Below are 23382 nucleotides of genomic sequence, written 5' to 3'. Positions count from 1 at the left end.
CGTGCTGCCCGAGAATATTCGCGCGCGCATCCTGCATCAGGATACGGCGGTGATCATCCTCGACAAGCCGGCCGGGCTGTCCGTCCATGCGGGGCCGCGTGGCGGCCCTTCACTGGAGGATTGGCTGCCAGCCCTGCAGCAGGGCAAGCGGCATCTGCCGCAGCCGGCACACCGGCTCGATACGGATACGGCGGGTTGCCTCGCGCTCGGCCGCACCAAGCCCAGCATCGCGGCGCTGAACCGGCTCTTCGCCGAAGGGCTCGCGCGGAAGACCTACTGGGCCGTGCTGACGGCACCCCCCCCGGCCGAGACCGGCGTGTGCGAGGCGCCGCTGCTGAAGACCAGCACCAAGGCCAAGGGCTGGCGTATCGTGGTGGACGCGGCGGGGCAATCCGCCCGGACCGAATGGCGCATCCTCGGCCGCGATGGTGCGCTGACGGCGGTGGAGCTCACGCCGCGCACCGGCCGTACGCACCAGCTGCGCGCCCATATGGCGCATCTGGGCTGCCCGATCCTCGGCGATGCGCGCTATGGCGGGGGTGAGGGGGCGATGCAGCTCCTGGCCCGCGCCCTGCTGCTGCCCGGGATCGCGGCCGAGGCACCCATTCCCCCCCATATGCGAAAGGCGCTGGCGCAATGCGGCCTGTCCTGATCCTGGCGGCGCTCTCGCCCTTGCTGATGGGCCAGGGCCTGCCGCGCCCGCTTTGCGCCTATGGCGAGGGGCTTTCGGCCCTGCGCGATGTGGAGCGCCAATCCGCCCTGCCGGTGCCCGGCGTGACCGAAGGCCGCGCGCGTGGCGAGGTGGTGGTCTCGGCCTTGCAGAACGCGGCCGGCATCTTCAGTGGATGCGGCTGCCCGCGGCTTGCGGAGTTGACGCGGGAGGCGGTGCTGGTGGCGCAAAGCGCACCCTCCGAGGCCAGTGTCGCGCGGCTTTCGCAGGTCTTTTCGCAGATTCGCTTTCGCGCCCAATTGGTGCGTGAGCAATCGGAGCGTCAGGGCTGCCGCTGACCGGCAGGCTCCACGCCTTTGGTTATGACCAAAGCCGATCAGAGGTCGTCACGCGGCTGATTCACGCCTTTGGTCACGACCAAAGCCGATCAGAGGTCGTTGCGCGGCTGATTCACGCCTTTGGTCATGACCAAAGCCGATCAGACCCAGCCGGACAGCGCCCGGCATTGCCGCGCCGCGTCAGGGTTGATGCGCTCCATGGCCGCCACGCTGGCTGTCTCGGTGTCATTCGCCTGACCCACCATGCAGGTGCAATACATGGCTCGCAGTTGGGGTGTCACGGGCCGCCCCTCGGTGTCGCTCAGGCATTGGCGGATCCAGGCGGCCGCGTCCTGCACCTGGGCCTGGCCTGGCGCCGCCAGGGCCAGGAAGGTGACGAGAGCAAGCAAGCGCATGCGGGATTCTCCTGGGTTGGCCGCAGGCAGCTTCCCGATCAGCGGCGGGGCGTGTCAATCGCGGCCCCGGCCCAACGCGGCAGCAACGCGAAGACCAGATAGGCCAGCAGCGTGAGGAGCCCGGGCAGCGTCGCGAAATCAGCCGCCCATCCCCGCAGATCCCAGCCGCGCAGGGCAACGCCGGTGAAGAATTCCAGCGTGAGCAACAATGCCAGCGCGGCGAAGCCCATGCGCAGCCGCGCCCCGCCCGGAGGCACTCCGCATCGGCGGATGATGCGCGGGGCCACCCAGCCGCAAAACCCCAGCAACAGCGGCAATTCGACAAAGAGCGCCAGGAGGCGCCCCATGATGGGCACCAGCAGGAACTCCCGCATCGGCCCCAGCAGGAAGCCCGCGCCAAAGGCGGCGAGCACGTAGAGCACCGCGCCCCGCAAATCCCGGCTCATCTCACCCGCAGCTCCGTCCGCGCCGCAGCCCCTTCCGCATCCAGCACGGTGATCCGGTAGAAACCCGGCGCCGGGGGCACCCAGCTTGCTTCGCGTCGGGCGGGGTCGCTGTTGAGGGGCGCGCCATCCACCAGGAAGGTCAGCGGGCGCTGGCCGCCAGCGGCGCGCAGCACCACGCGCCCGGCCTCCGGCAGGGTGGCGCGGGGCGGCGGGAAGAGCAGCCGCAGCCCATCCATGGGCGGCGGCGCCACCCCGGCGCTGAGCGGCCGCGGGGCCAGGGGCGCGCGGGGCGCTGGCGGCAGGCGCTCGAACACCTGCGGCAGCAAAGGCAGGGCCAGCCTGGCGCCCGTTGCGTTGGGCATGGGCGTGCCATCCGGGCGGCCCACCCAGATGCCCACCACATGGCGCTGATCCATCCCCATGGCCCAGGCATCGCGCCCGCCCCAACTGGTCCCGGTTTTCCATGCGACCCCGGCGGGGCCACCCCCGGGGAAGGGCTGCACCAGAATGGCGCTGGCGAGATTGGCGGCACGCAGCTCGATCAGGCTCGCGCCGGATGCATGGGCGCCGCCATCGCCCAGCAGCGCATAAAGCCCCACCATTTCGCGCAGCGTGACGCCCACGCCGCCCAGGGCCAGCGGCAGCGACGGCTCGGCCCCGGGCGGCAGGCGTGGGATGGCGCCGGCCGCCTTCATCACGCTGGCCAGGCGCAAGGGGCCGATTTCATTCAGCAGGGCCACGGCCGGCTGGTTCAGGCTTTGCCGCAGCGCATCGGCGATGCGCAGGCGGCCCTGGAAGGCGCGGTCGAAATTCTCGGGCGCGTAGTCGCCGAAGCGGCGGGGCAGATCCTCCATGACGGTATCCGGCGTCACCACCCCGGCCTCGAAGGCGAGCGCGTAGATCAGCGGCTTGAGTGCAGAGCCGGGGGAACGGACGGCGAGCGAGAGATCAAGCGCGCCGGCGCGGGCCGGGTTCATCCAGTCGCCGCCGACCAGGGCGCGCGTCTCACGCGTGCGCAGATCGGTCACCATGATGGCCAGCGAGACGCGTTCCGGCAGGCGGGCCAGGCTTTGCGTGGCCAGGGCCTCCAGGGCGCGTTGCAGGTCAAGGTCGAGCGTGGTGGCGCCTTCGCGCTGCTGGCGGGCCAGATGCGGGGCGTGGCGCGGCAAGGCCAGGCGCTGCCGCGGCACGGGGCCAGCCAGGGCGATTTCGGCCTGGCTGGCCACATCCGGCGCGCGGGCCAGAAGCACGGCATCGCGGGCGCGGCGGGCCGCTTCGGGATGGCGGTCGGGCCGCAGGGCTTCGGGGCGGCGGGCCAGGGCAACGAGGAAGGCGGCCTCCGCCGCATCCAGCGCCTGCGCCGGCCGGCCGAACCAGGCCAGGGCGCCGGCGCGCAGCCCTTCCAGATTGCCGCCCTGGGGGGCCAGCGTCAGCCAGATCTCCAGCACGCCTTGCTTGCCATGCCGCCATTCCAATTGCAGCGCGCGGGCGATCTCGATCAGCTTGCTGCGCAGATTGCGCGGCCTCGGCTCCAGCAACCGCGCCGCCTGCATGGAGAGGGTGGAGCCGCCCGAGACAACCCGCCCCGCCCGCAGCCATTGCGCGGCGGCGCGCGCCAGCGCCAGCGGGTCCACGCCCGGATGGCGGTGGAAGCGCCGGTCCTCGGCGGCGATCAGCAGGGCAAGGAGATGCGGCGAAACATCACCAGGACCTGTGCGCAGCCGCCAGACGCCGCCTGGCGCGGGCCAGACGGAGAGCAGGCGGCCATCGCGCGCGGTCACTTCACGCGCGCGGTTCTCAAAGCGCGCCATGGGCGGCGGGAAGGCACGGTCGAGCAGCCAGGCGAGGCCGAGCAGGCCCAGGACCAGGAGGATTGGAATTCGCGCCCATCGCATGCGGGGATCATGCCTGGGCGGGGCTGTCTTGTCGCCATGGATCGCTGCTGGCCTGCCGCTGCGAGAGCCCCGGCCGCTCTGCCGCCGATGCCGCCATCCTGCCCGGCTGGCCTCAACCGGAGAGCCCATGCGAAAAGCCACGCTTGGCACTACTGCCCTGGCTGTGGCCGTCGCTGCGGTTCAGGGCCAGGCCGCCAGCCCATGCGTGGGCCGGGTCGCCTTGGACATGATCTGCCAGACCGGCATCGGAGAGATGAATGAGGCAGGCGCGCCACCGGTCACAGCGGATATCATCGGCACGGTCGCCCGGCGTCTGCCCCGCGCTGCGCCTCACGAATAGCCGCTCCTTCTGGCCGGGCCGCGATGGCCATGCCGGAGGATAGGCCCCCGGCATGGCGTCGGAGGCTCAGAACAGTGCGGCGGGCGAGACGGTGCTGCCGGTGAAGCCCTGGGCGCGCAGCGGCTGCATCATGAAGCAGAACTCGTTGCGGCCGGAGGCGACGATTTCGGCCAAGTTCATGTTCTCCAGCAGGTGCACGCCATTCACCACCAGCGCGATCTGGTGCACCGGCAAGGAAGCACTGGGCATGGTCTTGGAGGGCGCCACCTCCACCGGCCAGTTGTCGGCGCCGATCAGCATCGGGTTCTTCGCGATCAGCCATTCGGCCGCCGCCACGCCAATGCCCGGGCAGGCCGCGACATAGCGCGCATTTTCCCGCCCATAGAGATGACCCCAGCCGGTGTTGATGATCATCGCATCGCCCTCGCGCAGCTCTACCCGCTGCCGGTTGAGCGCGGCTTCGAGATCGGCCACGGTGATCTCGTAGGTGTCGGGCAGGGTCTGCACGCCCTTCAGGCCGGCCACATCCATCAGCACGCCGCGCGTCATGATGGTGCCCACCGTCTCGATCCCCATCTGGGTGAAGCCGGTGCGGGACATGATGGAGGGCAGGTCCACGCAGTTATAGACCTCATTGCCGATGGTCTGATGCGGGAAGCCGTCGAATTGCGTGCCGACCTGGCCGATCTCGCCGATGACCAGCTCCTCGTTGGAACCGCGGTTGTTGGCCTGCGGGTTCCAGAAGGTCTGCTTCTGGTGCACGTCGAAGCGCCGCGTGCCGAAGAAAGGCATGGTCGTGCTCAGCACATGGCCCATCTCGATCTTGCGGCCCTCGCGGATCATCGCGGCCGCGCTGCGGATGCGGTCCGGTGTCAGCAGGTTCATCGAGCCGCGGCGGTCATTCGGGCCCCAGCGGGAAGGGCAGCGCTGGGCGGCAGCGGGAGGCGCCCAGCCCTGGGCATTGGCCGGTGTGGCTTGAAGGCCCAGATGGGCCGCGCCACAGCCCAGACACGCGCCGAACAAGGCGCGGCGTGACAAGTTCTTGAATGGGCCCTTCATGGGGCGTTTCCTCCGTGATGTTATTACATCTCTAGGCGATTGAAATCGCCTCGAAATCTTAACATCACGTCACGCCAAGACGCCTAGCGGAAACCCCCGACATGGAGAGGGTTTCACGCAGGCTCCGGCCGATCAGACGCCGGCGAAAATGTAATTGGGCATGGGCTGCGTTTCGTCGCGCACGCCCTTCACGCCGGGAATGGCCTCGGCCAGCACGCGCAGGCCACGCCGCACCCCTTCATCGCGCATGAAGCCGTGGAAGATCACCACACCCTCCTGCACATCCACCAGGGTGTAGAAGCTGTCGGCCCAGGGTTGCTTTCGCATGGCGGCAATGACGGCGCTGCGCAGGCGGCTGTCGCTGAAATCGCCCTCTTCCGGCATCGGGGCCACCAGGGCGCGCAGCAGGTCCGCCCGGCTGACGATGCCGCGCAGCCGGCCCTCGGTCAGGACGAAGACGCGGCGGATGTTCCGGTCCTCCATCAGGTGGGCGATATGTGCCGCGGTATCGTTCTCGCCCACCGTCAGCACCGCTTCGGTCATGATGTCCTGGGCGCGCACGCCATGGGTGCGGGCGAAGCGCTCGGCCTCGGTGGCGGGATCCACGAAGAGGCTGGCGAACCAGCCGGGCTTCGCATCCTCCTGCCCTGCCAGGCGGCGAATGAGGTCGGCCTCGGTGACGACGCCCATCACCTCGCCCGCCGGGCCCATCACCGGCACGGCGCTGATGCCGCGCTCCGAGAGCAGGCGCGCGACGGCGAGAACGGGGGTTTCAGGCGGGACAGAGACGACGTCGGGGGTCATCAGGTCTCGGGCGGTCAATTGGGTCATGCTGGGTCCTCCTTGCCGCCTGGATAGCGCGGGGGCGACGGGCACCGCATTGAGGCAACGCAACCCCTTTGCCTGTGACGGCACTTCCCTTATCTCAAAGGCCAGAAAACATTTCGTCGGAGGAAACCCATGATCCAAATCTCACGCCGTGGCGCAATGGGCGCCGGTCTTGGCCTGCTCGGCGCCTCGCAGGCATCCGGGCCGGCCTTGGCCCAGGCCGCGCAGCAGATCGCCATCGCCACCGGAACCACCGGTGGCGTCTATTATCCGCTGGGCGGTGCGCTCGCGAATTATCTCACGCGCGGCATCCCCGGCGTTTCCGCCACGGCCGAGGTCACCGCCGGTTCCACCGCGAATTTCCAGCTGCTGGGCGCGTCCCGCGCGCAGCTGGTCTTTGGCCAGGTGGATGCGGCTGTGGACAGCATTCGCGGCGCCGGCCCCTTCCGCGGCCGCGTGGTGCCGACGCGCGCCATCGCCGTGCTCTACACCAACCGCATGCAGGTGGTGACGACGGCGGACCGCAACATCCGCAGCATGGCGGACCTCAAGGGCAAGCGCATTTCCACCGGCGCGCCGGCTTCCGCGACCGAGCTGTTCGCCCTGCGCCTGATCGCCGCCGCCGGCCTGAACGTCGCCACCGATTTCCGCGGCCGTGAGCGGCTTTCCCCCGCCGAAAGCACCAATGCCATCCGCGATGGCAAGATTGATGCCTATTTCTTCGTCTCCGGCGTGCCGACCAGCGCCATCACCGACCTTGCCGCCACGCCCGGCACCACGCTCGCGCTGATTGACCATGCCGATGCGCTGGACCCGATCGTGCGGGAACACGGCCCGGTCTATTTCGCCGAAAGCATTCCGGCCGGCACCTATCCGGGCCAGACCACGGAGAACAAGCAGCTCTCCGTCGCCAATATCCTGGCCGTGCGGGAAGATACGCCGCCCGCACTGGTGCAGCAGATCCTGAACATCCTCTGGACCAATCGCGAGGATTGGGCGCGGGTGCATTCCGCCGCACGGGACTTCACGCTGGCGCAGCAGAAGACGGCCGCCGCGGGCGTGCCCTGGCACCCGGCGGCGGAAGCCTTCTGGCGCACGGCGGGCGCCACCCTCGGCTGACGCCTTACACTGGTCTGGATCGCGGCCGGGTGGCACCACCCGGCCGCTTCTCATTTCGCGAGAGTTTTCGCCATGTCCCACAGCTCCCTCCCCCCCGATATCGACCCCGCCTCGATGGATGCAGCCACCGCGGCCCGTGTCGAGAGGCTGATCGAATCCGAGGAGGGGGTGCTGAACCGCTTCACCGGCGCGCTGGGCGTGGTGGCGGTCGGGCTCGCGCTGGCCATGTCGCTGTTTCACCTCTGGGCCGCCTGGTCCATCGTGCCGACGACGGTGCTGCGCTTTGCCCATGTCGGCTTCACCATGGTGCTGGGCTTCTTCCTGTTTCCCGTGGCGCGCCGCTTCCGGGACCGTTTCCTGCCCTGGGACTGGGCGCTGATCGCGGCCGCCCTCTACGTCACCTGGTATCTGATTTCCGGTGGCGATGATCTGCAGGACCGCATCATCTACCCCGAGCCGATGGACATCATCGTCGGCTGGCTGCTGATCGCGCTCGTACTGGAAGTCACGCGGCGTTGCACCGGCTGGATCATGCCCGTCGTTGCCATCGCCTTCCTGCTTTATGCGTTTTTCGGCAATCACCTGCCCGCGCCCTGGACGCATCGCGGCTATGACGCCGAACGCCTGATCCCGCATATTTCCATCACGCTGGAGGGCATCTTCGGCACGGCGGTGGATGTCAGCGCCACGCTGATCATCCTGTTCACCATCTACGGCGCGATCCTGGGCGCCACGGGTGCAGGCAAGTATTTCGTGGATTTCTCCTTCGCGGCGACGGGCGGCAAGCCCTCCTCGGCGGGGCGGACGGTGGTGCTCAGCGCCTTCCTGCTGGGCGGGCCCTCGGGCTCGGGTGTCGCGACCACGGTCACCATCGGCACCGTCGCCTGGCCGATGATGAAGCGCGTCGGCTACACGCCGCATGATGCGGGCGGGCTGCTGGCGGCGGGTGGCCTGGGCGCCATCATCTCACCCCCCATCATGGGGGCCGCGGCCTTCCTGATCGCCGAGTATCTCAAGATCTCCTACCTCGACGTGCTGCTGATGGCGGTGATCCCCACCTGCCTCTTCTACGCCTCGCTGCTGTTCATGGTGGAGCTGGACCAGCGCCGCATCCGCGCGGCGGGTGGCGGCAAGGATGACGAGCCGATGCCGGTGGAGCGCGTCGGTGCCATGTTCAAGCGCGGCTGGTATCATTTCAGCAGCCTGATCGCGATCATCGTCTTCATGGGCATGGGTTATTCGGCAACACTCTCGGTGCTCTACGCCATGGCGCTGGCCGTGGCCCTCTCCTTCCTCTCGCGCGAGCATGCGCTCTACCCGATGAAGCTGATCCGCACCCTGGCCCTGGGGTCCGAGCAGGCGATCAGCATCGCCGCCACCTGCGCCTGCGCCGGCATCATCGTCGGCGCCATCACGCTGACCGGACTTGGCCTGAAATTCAGCGATATCGCGATCCAGGCGGCGGGTGGCTCGCTCATCATCACGGCGATCTACACGGCGCTGATCGTCTGGGTCGTCGGCCTCGCGGTGCCGGTCACGGCCAGCTACATCATCTGCGCCGTGGTGGCGGCACCGGCGCTGATGAAGCTCGGCGTGCCGGACTACGCGGCGCATATGTTCGTCTTCTACTACGCGGTGCTGAGCGAGGTGTCCCCGCCCACCGCCCTCTCGCCCTTCGCGGCCGCGGCCATCACGGGGGCCGGCCCCTACCGGACCACGCTGATGGCCTGGAAATACACGCTGCCCGCCTTCGTGCTGCCCTTCGTCTTCGTGACCGACCCGCAGGGCGTCGGCCTGCTGCTGAACATGCTGCCGGGCATGGACTGGATGGATGTGGCCCAGCAGATCTTCTTCGCGACACTTGGCCTCGCCGCGCTCTCCTCGGGCTGCCAGGGCTTCGCCATCACGGCGATGAATGCGCTGGAGCGTTGGATCATGGCGCTGGCCGGGCTGCTGATGGTGTTCCCCGCGATCATCGAGGTCGTCGCGGCGGATAGCATCCCGGCGCCGCACTGGGTCGGCCTCGCCCTGGGGGCCGTGCTGCTCGGGCTGCAATGGGCCCGGCGGGGCCGCTTGCAAGCGGCCTGAATGCGGGCTGCTGTAGCGGCATGGACAGTGACGAGAATCCGGCCGAAGCCGAGCGGCCGCCCAGCCTGATCCGGCGCGGCTGGAACCTGGCGCGGCGTGGCTGGGACTTCGCCACCGGCACCTTGCCGCTGATCTTCGCCGGCCTCGCCATTTTCATGGTGATGCGCGAAGCCGCGCGCGAGCCGATCGAGGTCTCCGAGATCTCGGTGCCATCCTCGCTGTCGGATACCGGGCTGACGGGCGCCGTTGCCGCGCACCGCCTGCTGGACGCGATCAACGCCACGGCCCATGCCGTGCGCACCGAGACGATGCACCGCCCCTCGGCCGAGCTCGAAGGCTCGGAGCCGGATCTCAACATTCCCGCCGCCGGGCTTTCGCTGCGCGGCCTGGCGGCCCTGGTGCGCAACCTGCTCGGCTGGCCCCAGCGCAAGCTTTCAGGCGAGATCATCGTCACCGGGGACCGCATGCGCTTTCGCATGCGCATGGCCGGGCATGGCGTCATCGCCGATGTGGAAGGGCCGGTCGGCGATGGGGCGGATGCGCTGCTGCTGCGCGCGGCGCCCGAAGTCTGGCGCGCCGTGGCACCCCGGCTCTACGCCTGGTACATCGCCGAATCCGATGCCGAGGAACAGGATATCCGGGACCGGCTGATCCTGCTGCGCCGCCGGACGGAGGATCCCGAAGCCGACGCGACGATTGACTTCCTGATTGCGCGCTCCCTCGTGCGGTCCGGCCGGGCGGATGACGCGCTGGATATCCTGAACCCGATGGTCGAGCAGCAGCCAGGCCGCGCCGCCGGGCATTACGGCCGGGCGCTGGCCCTGCGTGCCCTGGGGGACCGGGAGGGCGCCTTGCTGGCGCAGCGCCAGGGCCTCGCCCTCGATCCAGCTTCGGCCTGGGCGCATCTCTCCTCCGCCGTCCTGTTGCGGGAATTGGGCCGCTTCGAGGAGGCGCTGGCCGCGGCGCGGGAAGCACAGCGCCTGGATGACGACGACCCGGACGGGCTGACGGAGGAGGCGCATATCCTGCGCTTCATGGGCCGCCTGGCCGAGGCCGCGGCCGTGGCCCGCCGGGCGGTCGCGCTGGACCCCTCCTACGCGCCGGCCCATGCGGCGGTGGGGCATGCCCTGCTGCGCCAGCGCGAGGATGTGGCTGCCCTGGCCGCCTTCGACACGGCCTTGCGCCTCGCGCCGCATCTGGCCGATGGCCATACCGGGCGCGGCCAGGCCCTGGCGGCGATGGGGCGCGAGCCCGATGCGATGGAAGCCCTGGCGCGGGCCATCGCGCTCGATGCCACGGATCACCGCCCGCACCATGTCCGCGCCGAGCTGCTGGGCCGGCTGGGCCAATGGTCCGCCGCGCTGGAAGCCTATGACGAGGCGCTGGTGCTCACCGCCGGCGTGCCGGAGCTGCATCTGGGGCGCGGTGTGGCGCTGTCCGAGCTTGGCCGCCGGGCGGAGGCGATTGCCGCGCTGCGCCAGGCCTTCGCCCTGGGCCTGAACGACGCGGCAGGGCGGCGGCTGCTGACGGAGCTGGAGGCGGCGCGGTAGGGCACCATCCGCCACGCCGCGATGCGGCCCGGGATGCCCGGAGGGCAACCGGCCTGGGCTACCTCCCGCCCAGGACCGCCAGATCCTCGGCATCCAGCGTGACCGGGATGCCACCGCGGATCAGCGCGGCGAAATCCTCATCCGGCACCATCAGCGTCAGGCAATAGAGTTTCCCCGTGCCGGTATTCTCGACCACATGCTCCGTGCCGGGTGGCAGCATCAGCGTGTCGCCGGGGCCGATTTCCATCCAGGCATCGCCGGCCCGCGCGCGGCCGTTGCCGCGCAGCACGAGGAAGGCCTCCTGCGCGGCGCGGTGGGTGTTGGGCGGCGTGGCGCCGCCGGGGGTGAAGATTTCCACCACCAGCGTGAACTTCGCCCCGTCCGCGATGGGATCCAGCAGGCAGGCGAAGTAATTCTGGTCCCCCGCCGCGATGCGGAAGCCCTGGAGGTCGCCCGCGCGCTTGATGACCGCGCCGGCGGCGTGTCGTGGCAGCCCCGGCATCAATGGAAGGCCCGGCATCAATCCACCTTGATGTCGCGGATCTGGAACTGGTTGTCGGCGCGGTGCTGCATGGCGATGCCCTGGCGATGCGCCCAGGGAATCATCATGTGATACAGCGGCACATGGCCCAGATCGGCATTGTGCAGCCGATGCGCTTCCACCATCAGGGCACGGCGGGCGGCCGGGTCGCCCTCGGCATCGATGCGCGGGATCAGCGCGTCGAAGGCCGGGTTGGAATAGCCGCCCATGTTCCAGCTGGCCGAACCGCCAATGGCGCGGGAGGCCATGATGGCGCGGAGCGTATAGCTCGCATCAAAGGTCGGCACCCCCCAGGAGAGGGCGTAGAAGGCGGTTTCCTGCCGGCGGATGCGCTGGGTGAAGACGGCGTTCGGGTGCAGGGCAAGCGTCACGCGGATGCCCACCTGGTTGAGCATGGCGGCGACGGCCTGGCAGGCTTCGTCATAGGTGCCCACAGGGCAATCCAGTGGCACGGAGAAGCCCTGCGGATAGCCCGCTTCCGCCAGCAGGCGCCGGGCGCGGTCCCGGTCCAGCGGCAGGCGGGCATCGGTCCCCTGGTCCCAGCCATTGACGAATTGCGTCCACATCGAGCCGGTCGGCACCGCCTGGCCGCGCAGGGTGGCGCGGCGCAGCGCCTCCACGTCAATCGCATGGGCCACGGCCTGGCGGACGCGCAGATCCTTGAAGGGATTACGGCCGCGCACGTCGCTGCCGGGGAGTTCATCCACATCCTGGCGGAAGCCGAGCCAGACGGTGCGATTCTCCTGCCCTTCCAGCACGCGCAGCCGCGGATTGGCGCGGATGCGGGCCACATCCTGCACCGGCACCACATGCACCATATCCACCTCGCCCGAGAGCAGGGCAGCGACGCGCGTCGCGTCCGAGGTCAGGGTGATGTGGTGGTATTCGGTGATGTTCCCGGCCGGGGCGATGCCGGCGGCGGTGCCCCACCAACTGGGGTTGCGCACCATGATGGTGCGCTGATCCACCTCGCGCGAGCGGATCATGAAGGGGCCGGTGCCATTCGCCATGCGCACGGCCGGCAATTCCTCGCGCTGGGCGAAGTTCTGCGGGACGGTGCTGCGATTGGCCTCGGACCAGCCGCGATCCATGATGAGGATGCGCGTCATCTTGTCCGGGATCACCGCGTCGGGGACGCGGGTGACGATGTCCACCGTGGTGTCATCCACTGCCTCGGCGCGGACCACGGTGTCCACGAAGATGCCGTAGTTGCTGGTCGGCGCCAGGGCGCGGGTGATGCTGAAGACCACGTCATCGGCGGTGAAATCCTCGCCGCCGGCGAATTTCACGCCGGCGCGCAAGGTGAAGCGCCAGCGCGTCGGCTCGGTTTGCCGCCAGGCGGTGGCGAGGCCGGGATGCACCCGCAGGTCATCACCGCGATGGGTCAGGCTCTCATAGACTTGGCTGACGACGAGGAAGGTGAACAGTGCATTGGTGGCGTGCGGGTCCAGCGTGGCCGCATCCACGCTGGTCGCCATGCGGAAAACGCGCGGCGGCGGCGTCTGCGCCACTGCCGGAAGGGCCATGGAAACAGCCAGGGCCGCCCCCGCCAAATGCTTGTGCCAGCCCATCATCGCCTCCTGCCTGAAGGGCGCAGAATGGATTTTGCGGAAGAACCTCGCAATCCCGACGCATTGCCCCTATATTGCGTCCAAGACAGGTTTGCTTCGGGAGTCGTCAACATCATGCGTCGCACTGCACGCTTTCTGACCCTTTTGGCCGCCGCCGCCTTCGTGCTGGCGCCGGCCCTGGCCGAGGCCGCACCGGGTGGACGTTCCTCCTCCGGCAGCCGTGGCGCGCGGACCTATCAGGCGCCGCCCGCGACCAACACCGCGCCGCAGCAGGCGCGCCCGATGGAGCGCACCGCGACGCAACCCGGCACCCCGGCCACGGCGGGCGCCCCGGGCGCGCGCGCGCCGGCGGCTGCCCCGGCAGCCGGCGGCTTCTTCTCGCGCAACCCGATGATGGCTGGCCTCATGGGCGGCCTGCTCGGCGCCGGCCTGTTCGGCCTGCTGGCGGGTGGCGGCTTCTTCTCGGGCCTGGGCAGCCTCGCCGGCTTCATGGGCTTCCTGTTCCAGCTGGCGATCATCGCCGGCCTCGTGTTCCTCGCCATGGCGCTGTTCCGCCGCTTCCGGCAGAAGCCGGCGCCGGCCGGCATGCCGAACGCCATGATGCGCGAGCAGCAGGACGCGCCGCGCAACGCCATGCTGGGTGGCGGCATGGGCCGCGGCGCCGCGCAGCCGGTGGATGAAATCGGCATCCAGGCGTCGGATTTCCAGGCGTTTGAGCGCAACCTGATCGACATCAACGCCGCCTGGTCGCGTGAGGATCTCGCCGCCCTCTCGCGCCTCGCCACACCCGAGATGGTGCAGTATTTCCGCGACGACTACGCGGCCCTGGCCGAGCGTGGCTGGAAGAACGAAACGCGTGACGTGAAGCTCGAACAGGGCGATCTGGCCGAGGCATGGAACGAAGGCCCGCGCGATTTCGCGACCGTCGCCATGCGCATGAGCCTTGTGGATGTCACGCGCGATGTGAAGACCGGCGCGGTGACGGAGGGCGATGCCCATGCCCGCACCGAGAATACCGAGCTCTGGACCTTCGTGCGCGTGCAGGGCGGCCCCTGGCTGCTGAGCGCGATCCAGCAGACGAAGTAGACGGCGCGCGGGGCCGGGGGGAGTATCTCTTCCGGCCCCGGCGTTGCTTCGCGTGGCGGCGGGTTTCAGCCGCCGCTGGTCAGGCAGCCTTCGGCCAGTGCGGCGAAAGCCCGGGCGCGATGGCTGTGCCGGGCCTTCTGCGCCGGCGTCATCTCGCCGAAGGTCAGCACCTCGCCATCGGGAATGAACATCGGGTCGTAGCCGAAGCCCTCTGTGCCGCGCGGCGGGTTCACCCAATGGCCCGCGCAGTTGCCCTCGACGCTCTCGGTGTGCCCATCCGGCCAGGCCAGCACCAGCACCGCGACAAAGGCGCAGCGGCGGCGGGCACTCTGGTCGAGTGCGGCGATGCGCGCCATGGCGGCGGCATAGTCGCGGGAGCCATCGGGCCGCATCGCCCAATCCGCCGTATAGACGCCGGGTGCCCCCCCCAGGGCGGCCACCGCCAGGCCGCTGTCATCCGCCAGGGCCGCCAGCCCGGTCGCACGCGCGGCGGCCAGCGCCTTGATGGTGGCGTTCTCGATGAAGCTGGTGCCCGTCTCGGCGGGCTCAGCCAGGCCGAGCGCGCCGGCCGAGATCAGGTCCAGGCCGTGCGGGGCCAGCAACGCGGAGAATTCGCGCAGCTTGCCCGCATTGTGGCTGGCAAGGACCAGCCGGCCCGGCGCCAGTCGCCTCAAAGGCCGACCGCGGCCTTCTGGGCGGCCACCAGCTGCGCCACGCCATCGCGCGCCATGTCGAGCATGGCGAGGAATTGCGCCTCGCTGAACGGCGCGCCCTCGGCCGTGGCCTGCACCTCGATCAGGTTGCCATTGCCGGCGAGGACGAAATTCGCATCCGCATCGGCCGTGCTGTCCTCGGCGTAGTCGAGGTCGAGGATGGCCTCGCCATTCGCGATGCCGCAGGAGATGGCGGCCACGTGGTCGCGCAGCGGGATGGCGCTCATGATGTTGTTTCGCATGGCGTGCTGGAAGGCCAGATGCAGTGCCACCCAGGCGCCGGTGATGGCGGCGCAGCGCGTCCCGGCATCGGCGTTGATCACGTCGCAATCGAGGGTCACGGTCATCTCGCCCATCGCTTTGCGGTCCGTCACGGCGCGCAAGGAACGGCCGATCAGGCGCTGGATTTCCTGGGTGCGGCCGGATTGCTTGCCGCGCGCTGCCTCGCGGTCACCACGGGTATGCGTGGCGCGCGGCAGCATGCCGTATTCGGCGGTCACCCAGCCCAGCCCCTGGTTGCGCATGAAGGGCGGCACGCGCGCCTCCAGGCTCGCGGCGCAAAGCACCTCGGTGTTGCCCATGCGGATCAGGCAGGAGCCTTCGGCATGCTTGGCGATTCCCGTCTCGATCGAGATGGAGCGCAGGGCGTCGGGGGCGCGGCCGGATGGGCGCATCTTGGGGCATTCCTCTGAGTTTTCGCCGCCGGAATACACACAGGCGGCGCGGCCTGACCAGGGGTGCGCGGCTGATCTTGTCACGCGGCGTGCAGCGCAGGCCCCAGGGCCGGCGCTGGCATCCCCTATTGCTGCTCGATGCCGGCTGCGCGGATCACCGTGGCCCAGCGGGGAACTTCGGTGCGCAGCAGGCCCCGCAAGGCTTCTGGCCCCTGCTGGGCCGGTTGCGCGGGCAGCGAGCCCAATTCACCGATCCGCCGCTGGATGGCCGGGTCCGCCAGCGCCGCGCGCAGCGCCGCATCCAGCCGTGCCACCACCTCCGGCGGGGTGCCGCGCGGGGCAAAGACGGCGTTCCAGCCCTGGAAGATGTAATCCGGCACGCCCGCCTCGGGGGCCGAGGGAATGGCCGCCGCATTTGGGTTGCGCTCCGTGGCGGCGACCAGCAGGGCGCGCAGCGTGCCGGCGGCGATCTGCGGGACCGCGGCCGGGGCGAGCAGGCAGGCGCTGTCCACCTGCTGCGCCACCACGTCATTCATCGCCGGCCCCTCGCCGCGATAGGGGATGTCGTTCATCCGGGCACCCGTCAGATGCGAGAACAGCGCGCAGGCCAGATGGTTGGTGGAGCCGATGCCGGCATTCGCGTTGGAAATCCGGCCCGGATGCTCGCGCGCCATGGCCAGGAATTCCGCCATGGTCTGGGCCGGGTGGCCGTTGCGCACCACAAAGAACATCGGCGTGCCGGCGATCAGGCCGATCGGCTGCAATTCGCGCGGATCATAGGCGATGTTGCGATAGATCGAGGGTGCCGCGGCATGGCTGCCCAGGCTGCCGACCGTCAGCGTATAGCCATCCGGGGCGGCCTGCGCACCGCGCGCCCCGCCGATGGTGCCGCCCGCGCCGGTCACATTTTCCACCACCACGCGCTGATGCAGGGTGCGGGACATGTGGTCCGCCACGATGCGCGCCAGCACATCCGTGGCACCCCCCGGGGCGAAGACGACGATCATGGTGATGCCGCGTGTGGGAAATTCCTGCGCCCCCGCCATGCGGGTGGTCCAGGCCAGGCCAGCCGGCAGGGCCAGGCACAGGGCAGCGAAGGCGGCGATCAGGCGCTTCATCTTGGATCTTCTCCCTGGGGGGTTTCTTGCCGGTCTCTCAGGACCAGTCGGCACGATGGAAGCGATAGCCCTCGCCGTCCCGCACCAGATGGCCGGTGGCGGGGAAGGGGAAATGATAGCCGGTGACGCGGATGCGGTCGGTTGCCGCCATGTCCAGCACGCGGCGGCGCGCGGCGGCCGCAGCGGCGCCATCGAAGTCGAACAGCGAGACATAGTCCGGGCGGCGGGCGAACAGCTCGGGCCGATGGGTGATGTCCGCCAGGACCAGGAATTGCTCGGCGCCGTCGCTGACGCGGAATACGGTATGGCCGGGCGAATGGCCGAAGGCCGGCACGCTGGTGATGCCGGGCGAGACCTCGGCCCCCGCCGCGAAACGCCGGATGCGTCCCTGATAGGGTGCGAAGCGCCGCGCGACATTCGCGAAATTCACGCGCTGGCCCTGCGGGCTGCGGGATTCATTGCCCGCATCGCCCCACCAGGCGAATTCCTCGGCGCTGATGGCGATTTCCGCGTTGGGAAATGCGGCCTGGCCCTCGGCGGTGAGAAGGCCATGGATATGGTCCTGATGGCAGTGGGTGACGATGACCAGGCCGACCCGAGCCGGGTCGAGCCCCGCAGCCGCCATATTCGCGCCAAGCCGCCCCGCCGTGGGGGTCAGCTGGCCACCCGTGCCGGCATCAAAGGCAATGAGAAGCCGCCCGGTATCCACGAAGGTGACGTTGTAGGGGCCGATGTAATGGTCGGTCGGCAGGAAGGATTGCGCCAGAACTTCCCGCACCGCCTCGGGCGGGGCGTTCAGCACCAGGCCCTCGATGTTGCGGCGTGCGAAGCCGTCGGAAATCGTCGTCACCGTGAAGCTGCCGACGCGAAAGCGGAACCAGCCAGGCGCCTGGTTCGGGGCCTGGTTCGGGGCGGGGGGGCTTTGTGCCAGGGCCGGGGTGGGTGCCGAAACGAGGGCTGGCGCGCTGGCCAGCAGAGCGGCGGTGGCCAGGCCAGCGCGGCGGCGAATCTGTTGCATCTTTGGTTCACTCCCTGAAAGCGCAGCATGCCGCTGGCCCGGGGGGCGGTCCAGCCAGAAGATGCAACGGCCCTCCGATGGGGGGAGGCCGCGCAGGAGCCAGCGTTTCCATGCAAACCGCCGCGATCGGGCCGGCTGCCAAGGTGCCATGGGGGCGCCACGGGTCGGTTTACGGCCGGCCCCGCTTGGACCAAGAATGCGCGCAGCGCCCCGCAAGTGGGCCAGCACAAGGAACGTCCCCATGGCAAAAGCCCGCCGCGTCATCATCACCTGCGCCGTGACGGGGGCGATCCATACGCCCAGCATGTCGCCGCATCTGCCCGTCACCGCGGCCGAAATCGCCGAGGCGGCGATTGGCGCGGCCGAGGCCGGGGCCGCCATCGTCCATCTGCACGCGCGCAACCCCGAGGATGGCCGCCCCGATCAATCGCCCGAGGCCTTCGCGCCCTTCCTTGGCGTCATCAAGCAGGCCAGCAACTGCGTGGTGAACATCACCACCGGCGGCGCGCCCACCATGACGATCGAGGAGCGCGTGCGCCCCGCCGCGTTGCACAAGCCGGAAGTGGCCTCGCTCAATCTGGGTTCGATGAATTTCGGCCTCTTCGGCATGCTGAACCGCTTCAAGGATTTCAAGCATGCGTGGGAGCCGGCCTATCTGGCGAACAAGGACATCATCTTCCGCAATTCCTTCCAGGATATCGAATACATCCTGACCACCTGCGCGGGAAACAACACACGCTTCGAATTCGAGTGCTATGACACCTCGCACCTCTACAACCTGAAGTATTTCTTCGATCAGGGCCTGGTGAAGGCGCCGCTGTTCATCCAGACGGTGTTCGGCCTGCAAGGCGGCATCGGCGCGCATCCGGAGGATGTGATGCATATGAAGCGCACGGCGGACCGCCTGTTCGGTGACAACTACCAGTGGTCCGTGCTGGGGGCCGGTTCCAACCAGCTGAAGATCGCGGCGATGGCGGCGGCGATGGGCGGCAATGTCCGCGTGGGGCTGGAGGATAGCCTTTGGGCCGGGCCGGGCCGGCTGGCCACCAGCAATGCCGAGCAGGTGCGCCTGGTGCGGCAGATCATCGAAGGGCTGGGGCTGGAAATCGCGAGCCCCGATGAAGCGCGTGAGATGCTCCAGCTCAAGGGCGGCGATCAGGTGGGCTTCTGATCCGGCGCGCTTCGCGTCAGGCCGAGCGCCCTTCCAGCACCCGCCCCATGAAGCGGGAAATGCCCCGCTGCCAGCCCCAGGCGATGGCGGCGGGCGTATCCGCGCCCATGAGGATCACGCGGTCACGATCCTCGGGCAGGGCGGAATCCAGGCTGCCGCGCGCGCCGGCATCGCCGGCCAGCATGTCGGGGTGGAAGCGCAGGCGCAGCATGGCGCAATCCAGCCGATGGGCTGGCATCAGGCGCAGCAGGGCCGGTTCCAGCTCATCCAGCGCCAGTGTCCAGCCGCGCAGCACGGCGAAGCGGCGCAGCAGGGCAAAGCCGCCAGGATCGGCCAGGGCCTCCGGCGCCGCGACGGGGATCAGCAGCCGCGCCCGGCCATGCGGGCCGAGCAGGCTGTCCAGGCGCAGGAACTCCGCCTCCAGCACGCTGCCCAGGGTGAGCGGCAGGCAGGCATCGCCCAGCAGCCGCGCCTCCTGCGGATGGGCCAGCTCGGCCAGCATGCGGCGCTCCGTCGCTTGCCGGAAGCGCCGCGCGAGGCCGGGTGCGGCGCCCAGGTCTCGGCCCGGCAGCAAGGCCGCGGCGATGTCGGGCAGATGGGGCCGCAACTCGGTCCAGAGCGGCTGGGGCTGCTCATCGCCAGGGGTCAGGCGCCAGATGCCCTGGCGGCGCAGGAAGGCGGTCAGATTGGCGGTGGCCAGGGCGCGCTGGGCCGCGTCCAGCTCGGCCGTGCCGGGGGGTGGCAAGCCGTTCCCGGGGGGGGCCATGACGGGCGGCGCATGGTCCAGGCCGAGAGCCGCTTCCACCAGCGTCAGCAGCCGCGCGGCCTCGGCCGGCAGTCGCAGCACGGGCAGCAATGTATCGGCCGGGATTTCGGGCAGCAGCCGGGCGAGGTTGTGGCGCACCTCATCCAGGTAATCCCCGGGCGGGGGTGAGAGCGCAACCAGGTCCCCCCCTGGCAGCTCATAGAGCCGGGCGCGGGTGGGCCGCAGCAAGGGGGAAAGCGCCTCCCGCACCAGGCGCTGATGGCGCGGCTCCCGCAGGCGGGCCGGCACCAGGGAGAGCCGGACATGCAGCGCCCGCCGCTCCACGCCCGAGGTGACGCATTCGCGCGCCAGGGCGGCCAGCGCCGTGGCATCGCGCAAGGGGGCGGTGAGGGGAGCGTTCAGGGTGGCACGCGGTGCAGCGCTGCCATCCCAGGCGGCCTCAGCCGGCGTGATGAAATTCATGCGCCGCCCTCATGCCAGATGCCCGGCGCACGCGCCCAGGCCGGGGCCGGGTGGCCGAGGGCGATGAGGCGCCCCGGCCAGGCGGTGGGTGGTGCTTCACCCGCCGGGATGGCCCAGAGGATGTCCGGCAGTTCCAGCCAATCCAGCGCCGCGGCGTGGCTGGCCACCAGGCCCACCGCCCAGCCGGCCTGGCGCAGCCCCTCGGCGATGCGTGCGAAGCCGGCCGGATCATGGAGCGCGGCGAGCGGCAGCAGCGCCACCGGCGCCAGGGCCTCATCGGTGCGGCTGTCACCGGCATGCCCTGCCCGCATCGCCGGGCCGAGCTGGGGCAAGCCGCCGCGCGGCAGATCGAGGATGAGGCGCAGGCCGGGCCGCAGCATGGGCAGCCGGCCGCGCTCGGCGGGATGGGTGAGGGCGGCGAGAATGCGGCGGCACAGCCATTCGCGCGCCATCGCTTCAAGCTCCGGATCCCCGAGGCCGAGGGGTGCGGGGCCCAGTCTTTGCGCGACCGGGCCGCCCACCCGGCTTTCCTCGAACACGGTCAGCCGCGCGGCCGCTTCGAGCGGCCATGCCGCGCAATGGGCTTCCAGCGCGGCCAGGCTCCAGCTTTCCTGGGCCGGGGCCATGCTCGCCGCCTCGCACCAGCCGGAGACTTCGGCCACGGCTTGCGGCAAGGGCCGGGCCAAGGGCTCCTGGCCGAGCAGCCGGCCTATCGCCTGGGCGGCCCGCTGGCCGGGCGCCGCGTGGCTGCCCAGCAGGAGGTCCCCGCCCGGGAAGCCCAGGACCTGCCCGCCGCCCAAGGTTGCGGCCTCCTCCAGCAGGGCGCGGGCCACGCGGCGCGCCGCCCCGGCATGCAGGGCGGGCTGGAACACCGCGATGCCGCCCGGCGGCATCGCGGCCAGGCTGGACCGCCAATCCGGCGCCCGCGCCCTGAGGCGTCCCAACCGGGCGGTGGCGTCATGCTCGGCCCGCGGTATCGCGATTGTCATGCGTTGAAGGCCCTTCCTGCGCCATGCCGGCAGCCTAGCGGACAACCCTTAACCAATGTTTATGCCGCCCCGATCCACGAAGCGTCACATTCTGTTGCGGCCATGGCTTGGCCTGGGCTACCTCTCAGGCTTGATGTCTTCCAAATTCCCCCCCGGCCCCGTCGGACGTGACGCCGTAACCCCCGCGCAACTTCGCGATGCCGTCCGGGCCCTGGCGCGCGGTGCGGTTCTCGTCGTCGGCGATGCGATGGTGGACCGCTACATCTACGGCCATGTCTCCCGCATCAGCCCCGAGGCGCCGGTGCCGGTGCTCTCGGTGGAGCGCGAGGTGGCGCTGCCCGGCGGTGCGGGCAATGTGGTGCGCAACCTGACGGCGCTGGGCGCGGCCGTGGCCTTCGTGTCCGTCGTGGGCGATGACGCGGCCGGCAGCGACCTGACCGGGCTGATCGGCGGCCAGCCGCGCGTCGAGCCCTGGCTGCTGGTGCAGGGCGGGCGCACCACCACCACCAAGACGCGCTTCCTCTCAGGCGGCCAGCACCTGCTGCGGACCGACCGGGAGCAGGCGGCCCCCATCCATCCACGGCTGGCGGATCGGCTGGTGAAGATCGCCTCCGATGCGGTGGCGGCAACCACCACGGTCGTGCTCTCGGACTACCGCAAGGGCGTGCTGGCGGGCGATATCCCGGCGCGGCTCATCGCATCGGCCCAGGCCGCGGGGCGGCGCGTCGTGGTGGATCCCAAGGGCGGCGACCATGGGCGCTTCGCGGGCGCCGACCTCATCATCCCCGAGCCCGAGGAATTGGCCGGCGCCACCGGCATGCCGGTGCATGACGAAGCGAGCGTCGCCCTCGCCGCCTCAGCCTTGCTGCGCGCGCATGATTTCCGCGCCGTGCTGGTGCCCCGCGCGCCGGACGGCCTGACGCTCGTCGAGCGCGAGGCGGATGGCAGCGAGACGGTGCGCCATTTCCGCGCCGAAGCCTCCGAGGTGCATGACCCCGCGGGTGGTGGCGACGCGGTGGTGGCCGTGGTTGCGGCGGGGCTGGCCACCGGGCTTTCGCTGGCTTCCGTGGCACGGCTGGCGGCGCTGGCGCTGGGCATTGTCAGCCGCAAATCCGGCATCGCGCCGGTCCGCGCCGAGGAGCTGCTCGAAGGGCTGACGCCCGGCCGCAGCGCCATGCGCAAGCTCGTCTCGCTGCCGCTGGCGGCCGAGGTGATCGAGCGCTGGCGCCATCGTGGCTGGCGCATCGGGCTGTTGCAGGTGAATGGCGAGCCCTGCCCGGAAGCCATCACCGAGCAGGCCCGCCGCTGGTGCGACCGGCTGCTGGTCGGTGTGCAGGATGAGGGCGAGATGGCCGATCTGATGGCCGCCCGCCCCGAGGTGGACCTGGTCGCCATCGGCGCCGATCATGGCGGCGAGGAGTTGCTGCGCCTGCTGCGGCCCGATGTGCTGGTTTCGGGCTCGGAAAGCGCCTCGCTCGCCGCGCTGCTGCGGGAATGGGGTGGCGAGGTTCGCGCCGTCCAGTAGGGGCGGTTCAGTAGTATTTCAGCTCGCGCGCCTTGCCGCCGAAGATGCGCCAGATGAAGTAGGTGTAGATCCCGATCATCGGCAGCACCGCGAGTGCCCCCACCAGGATGATGATCAGCGATTCCGGCGCGCTCGCCGCTTCGAAGATGGTCAGCCGCTCGGGCACCACATAGGGCCAGAAGCTGTAGGCCAGGCCCTGGAAGCACAGCACGAAGATGGCCGCCGTGGCGGCGAAGGGCACCCAGTCCAGGCTGTGATCGGCGCGCGGAAAGCGGCGCAGGAAGATGTGGATCAGCAGGAACAAGGCCCCGGTGGCCAGCGGGATGGGCATCAGCCCCAGGATTTGCGGCATGGCGAACCAGCGTTCGAAGATGCGCGGGCTGGCGAAGGGGGTGGCGGCACTCACCACCAGCACCCCGGCCCAGGTGGCGTAAAGCGCGCGGCGTGCCCAGCGCGTGGCAAAGAGCTGCAAATCCCCCTCGGCCCGCCAGACCAGCCAGCAGGCGCCGATCAGCGCATAGCCGGCCACGGTGAACAACCCCGTCAGCATGGCGAAGGCAAAGGGACCCCAGCCGGGCGCGAAGCCCAGGATATACGCACCCAGCATCCAGCCCTGGCTGAAGGCGGCCGTGATCGAGCCGCCCTGGAACACCACATCCCAGGCGGGCTTCTGCCGGGCCGGCGCCTTGGCGCGGAATTCAAAGGCGACACCGCGCAGGATCAGCCCCATCAGCATGAGTGCCACGGGGATGTAGAGCGCGGTCAGGATGACGCCATGCGCCGAGGGGAAAGCGACCAGCAGCAGCCCGACGCCCAGCACCAGCCAGGTCTCGTTCGCGTCCCAGAAGGGGCCGATGCTGGCCACCATGCGGTCCCGCATCGCCTCCTCCGGCGTGGCGCGCAGGATGATGCCCACGCCAAGGTCGAAGCCATCCAGCACGGCATAGAGCAGCATGGCTACGGCCATGAGGGCGGCGAAGGTGATGGGCAGCCAGGCGCCGTCGGGGAGGGTGTCCATCG

The 23382-nt window shown here is 70.1% G+C and carries 22 protein-coding genes; 8 read left to right on the top strand and 14 right to left on the bottom strand.

The window, feature by feature from the left end; translation table 11 throughout:
- Nucleotide 1 precedes the first annotated feature (1 nt).
- Nucleotides 2-652: an RluA family pseudouridine synthase gene (locus tag LHU95_RS23245; protein WP_248709329.1), complete on the top strand. Its 651-nt coding sequence runs from the start codon at nucleotides 2-4 to the stop codon at nucleotides 650-652.
- Nucleotides 637-1008, top strand: coding sequence for a hypothetical protein (locus LHU95_RS23240; RefSeq protein ID WP_248709328.1), 372 nt, complete (start codon nucleotides 637-639; stop codon nucleotides 1006-1008). The genes LHU95_RS23245 and LHU95_RS23240 overlap by 16 nt, the downstream gene beginning before the upstream one ends.
- Before the next feature lie 140 nt (nucleotides 1009-1148).
- Here LHU95_RS23240 and LHU95_RS23235 read toward each other — a convergent pair whose 3' ends face one another.
- The 5 genes from LHU95_RS23235 to LHU95_RS23215 all read right to left on the bottom strand — a co-directional run bounded on the left by LHU95_RS23235 (nucleotide 1149) and on the right by LHU95_RS23215 (nucleotide 5974).
- Nucleotides 1149-1403, bottom strand: a complete 255-nt coding sequence (locus LHU95_RS23235; protein ID WP_248709327.1) for a hypothetical protein — start codon at nucleotides 1401-1403, stop codon at nucleotides 1149-1151.
- Between the two features lie 38 nt (nucleotides 1404-1441).
- Nucleotides 1442-1849, bottom strand: coding sequence for a hypothetical protein (locus LHU95_RS23230; protein ID WP_248709326.1), 408 nt, complete (start codon nucleotides 1847-1849; stop codon nucleotides 1442-1444).
- On the bottom strand, nucleotides 1846-3744 hold the full coding sequence (gene pbpC, locus LHU95_RS23225; protein WP_248709325.1) for a penicillin-binding protein 1C: 1899 nt from the start codon (nucleotides 3742-3744) through the stop codon (nucleotides 1846-1848). The genes LHU95_RS23230 and pbpC overlap by 4 nt, the downstream gene beginning before the upstream one ends.
- A 406-nt stretch (nucleotides 3745-4150) precedes the next feature.
- The gene (locus tag LHU95_RS23220; protein ID WP_248709324.1) at nucleotides 4151-5143 is read right to left on the bottom strand and encodes a cyclase family protein; all 993 of its coding nucleotides are present in this window, start codon (nucleotides 5141-5143) and stop codon (nucleotides 4151-4153) included.
- Nucleotides 5144-5275: 132 nt separating this feature from the next.
- Nucleotides 5276-5974: a CBS domain-containing protein gene (locus tag LHU95_RS23215; RefSeq protein WP_248709323.1), complete on the bottom strand. Its 699-nt coding sequence runs from the start codon at nucleotides 5972-5974 to the stop codon at nucleotides 5276-5278.
- A gap of 129 nt (nucleotides 5975-6103) precedes the next feature.
- Between LHU95_RS23215 and LHU95_RS23210 the strand changes: the two genes are divergently transcribed.
- The 3 genes from LHU95_RS23210 to LHU95_RS23200 all read left to right on the top strand — a co-directional run bounded on the left by LHU95_RS23210 (nucleotide 6104) and on the right by LHU95_RS23200 (nucleotide 10728).
- Complete coding sequence (locus LHU95_RS23210) at nucleotides 6104-7090, top strand: TAXI family TRAP transporter solute-binding subunit (RefSeq protein ID WP_248709322.1); 987 nt, start codon at nucleotides 6104-6106, stop codon at nucleotides 7088-7090.
- 72 nt (nucleotides 7091-7162) lie between these two features.
- A complete protein-coding gene (locus LHU95_RS23205; protein WP_248709321.1) occupies nucleotides 7163-9178 on the top strand; it encodes a TRAP transporter fused permease subunit in 2016 nt (671 codons plus the stop codon).
- 20 nt (nucleotides 9179-9198) lie between these two features.
- Nucleotides 9199-10728, top strand: coding sequence for a tetratricopeptide repeat protein (locus LHU95_RS23200; RefSeq protein ID WP_248709320.1), 1530 nt, complete (start codon nucleotides 9199-9201; stop codon nucleotides 10726-10728).
- A gap of 58 nt (nucleotides 10729-10786) precedes the next feature.
- On the opposite strand, the gene LHU95_RS23195 is transcribed toward LHU95_RS23200, so the two are convergent.
- Together LHU95_RS23195 and LHU95_RS23190 are read right to left on the bottom strand one after the other, a co-directional pair.
- The gene (locus tag LHU95_RS23195) at nucleotides 10787-11248 is read right to left on the bottom strand and encodes a cupin domain-containing protein (RefSeq protein WP_248709319.1); all 462 of its coding nucleotides are present in this window, start codon (nucleotides 11246-11248) and stop codon (nucleotides 10787-10789) included.
- On the bottom strand, nucleotides 11248-12795 hold the full coding sequence (locus LHU95_RS23190; protein ID WP_248709318.1) for an ABC transporter substrate-binding protein: 1548 nt from the start codon (nucleotides 12793-12795) through the stop codon (nucleotides 11248-11250). The genes LHU95_RS23195 and LHU95_RS23190 overlap by 1 nt, the downstream gene beginning before the upstream one ends.
- A gap of 159 nt (nucleotides 12796-12954) precedes the next feature.
- On the opposite strand from LHU95_RS23190, the gene LHU95_RS23185 reads away from it, so the two are divergent.
- A complete protein-coding gene (locus LHU95_RS23185; RefSeq protein WP_248709317.1) occupies nucleotides 12955-13926 on the top strand; it encodes a TIM44-like domain-containing protein in 972 nt (323 codons plus the stop codon).
- Between the two features lie 65 nt (nucleotides 13927-13991).
- Here the strand turns inward: LHU95_RS23185 and LHU95_RS23180 are convergent, their stop codons facing one another.
- The 4 genes from LHU95_RS23180 to LHU95_RS23165 form a co-directional block, all read right to left on the bottom strand.
- Entirely contained in the window at nucleotides 13992-14600 is a 609-nt protein-coding gene (locus LHU95_RS23180; protein ID WP_248709316.1) for a non-canonical purine NTP pyrophosphatase, read from the bottom strand.
- A complete protein-coding gene (gene rph / locus LHU95_RS23175; protein WP_248709315.1) occupies nucleotides 14597-15313 on the bottom strand; it encodes a ribonuclease PH in 717 nt (238 codons plus the stop codon). Before rph ends, LHU95_RS23180 begins: the two co-directional genes overlap by 4 nt.
- Nucleotides 15314-15438: 125 nt before the next feature.
- Entirely contained in the window at nucleotides 15439-16431 is a 993-nt protein-coding gene (locus LHU95_RS23170; protein ID WP_248709314.1) for a tripartite tricarboxylate transporter substrate-binding protein, read from the bottom strand.
- A gap of 37 nt (nucleotides 16432-16468) precedes the next feature.
- Nucleotides 16469-17449, bottom strand: coding sequence for an MBL fold metallo-hydrolase (locus LHU95_RS23165; protein ID WP_248709313.1), 981 nt, complete (start codon nucleotides 17447-17449; stop codon nucleotides 16469-16471).
- 241 nt (nucleotides 17450-17690) lie between these two features.
- Here LHU95_RS23165 and LHU95_RS23160 point away from each other — a divergent pair, with 241 nt between their 5' ends.
- Nucleotides 17691-18620 (top strand): 3-keto-5-aminohexanoate cleavage protein, encoded by a 930-nt coding sequence (locus LHU95_RS23160; protein ID WP_248709312.1) that lies wholly within the window; start codon nucleotides 17691-17693, stop codon nucleotides 18618-18620.
- Nucleotides 18621-18636: 16 nt separating this feature from the next.
- On the opposite strand, the gene LHU95_RS23155 is transcribed toward LHU95_RS23160, so the two are convergent.
- Nucleotides 18637-19848: a hypothetical protein gene (locus LHU95_RS23155; protein WP_248709311.1), complete on the bottom strand. Its 1212-nt coding sequence runs from the start codon at nucleotides 19846-19848 to the stop codon at nucleotides 18637-18639.
- The gene (locus LHU95_RS23150) at nucleotides 19845-20837 is read right to left on the bottom strand and encodes a hypothetical protein (RefSeq protein WP_248709310.1); all 993 of its coding nucleotides are present in this window, start codon (nucleotides 20835-20837) and stop codon (nucleotides 19845-19847) included. Before LHU95_RS23150 ends, LHU95_RS23155 begins: the two co-directional genes overlap by 4 nt.
- Nucleotides 20838-20970: 133 nt before the next feature.
- Here LHU95_RS23150 and LHU95_RS23145 point away from each other — a divergent pair, with 133 nt between their 5' ends.
- The gene (locus LHU95_RS23145) at nucleotides 20971-22362 is read left to right on the top strand and encodes a PfkB family carbohydrate kinase (protein WP_248709309.1); all 1392 of its coding nucleotides are present in this window, start codon (nucleotides 20971-20973) and stop codon (nucleotides 22360-22362) included.
- Nucleotides 22363-22369: 7 nt separating this feature from the next.
- On the opposite strand, the gene LHU95_RS23140 is transcribed toward LHU95_RS23145, so the two are convergent.
- Nucleotides 22370-23380, bottom strand: coding sequence for a cytochrome d ubiquinol oxidase subunit II (locus LHU95_RS23140; protein ID WP_248709308.1), 1011 nt, complete (start codon nucleotides 23378-23380; stop codon nucleotides 22370-22372).
- Nucleotides 23381-23382 lie beyond the last annotated feature (2 nt).

The organism is Sediminicoccus sp. KRV36 (assembly GCF_023243115.1).
In the GTDB taxonomy this organism is placed as follows: domain Bacteria; phylum Pseudomonadota; class Alphaproteobacteria; order Acetobacterales; family Acetobacteraceae; genus Roseococcus.
Note: the sequence above shows the minus strand (reverse complement) of the source record. Positions and strands in the feature narration are given on the sequence as shown.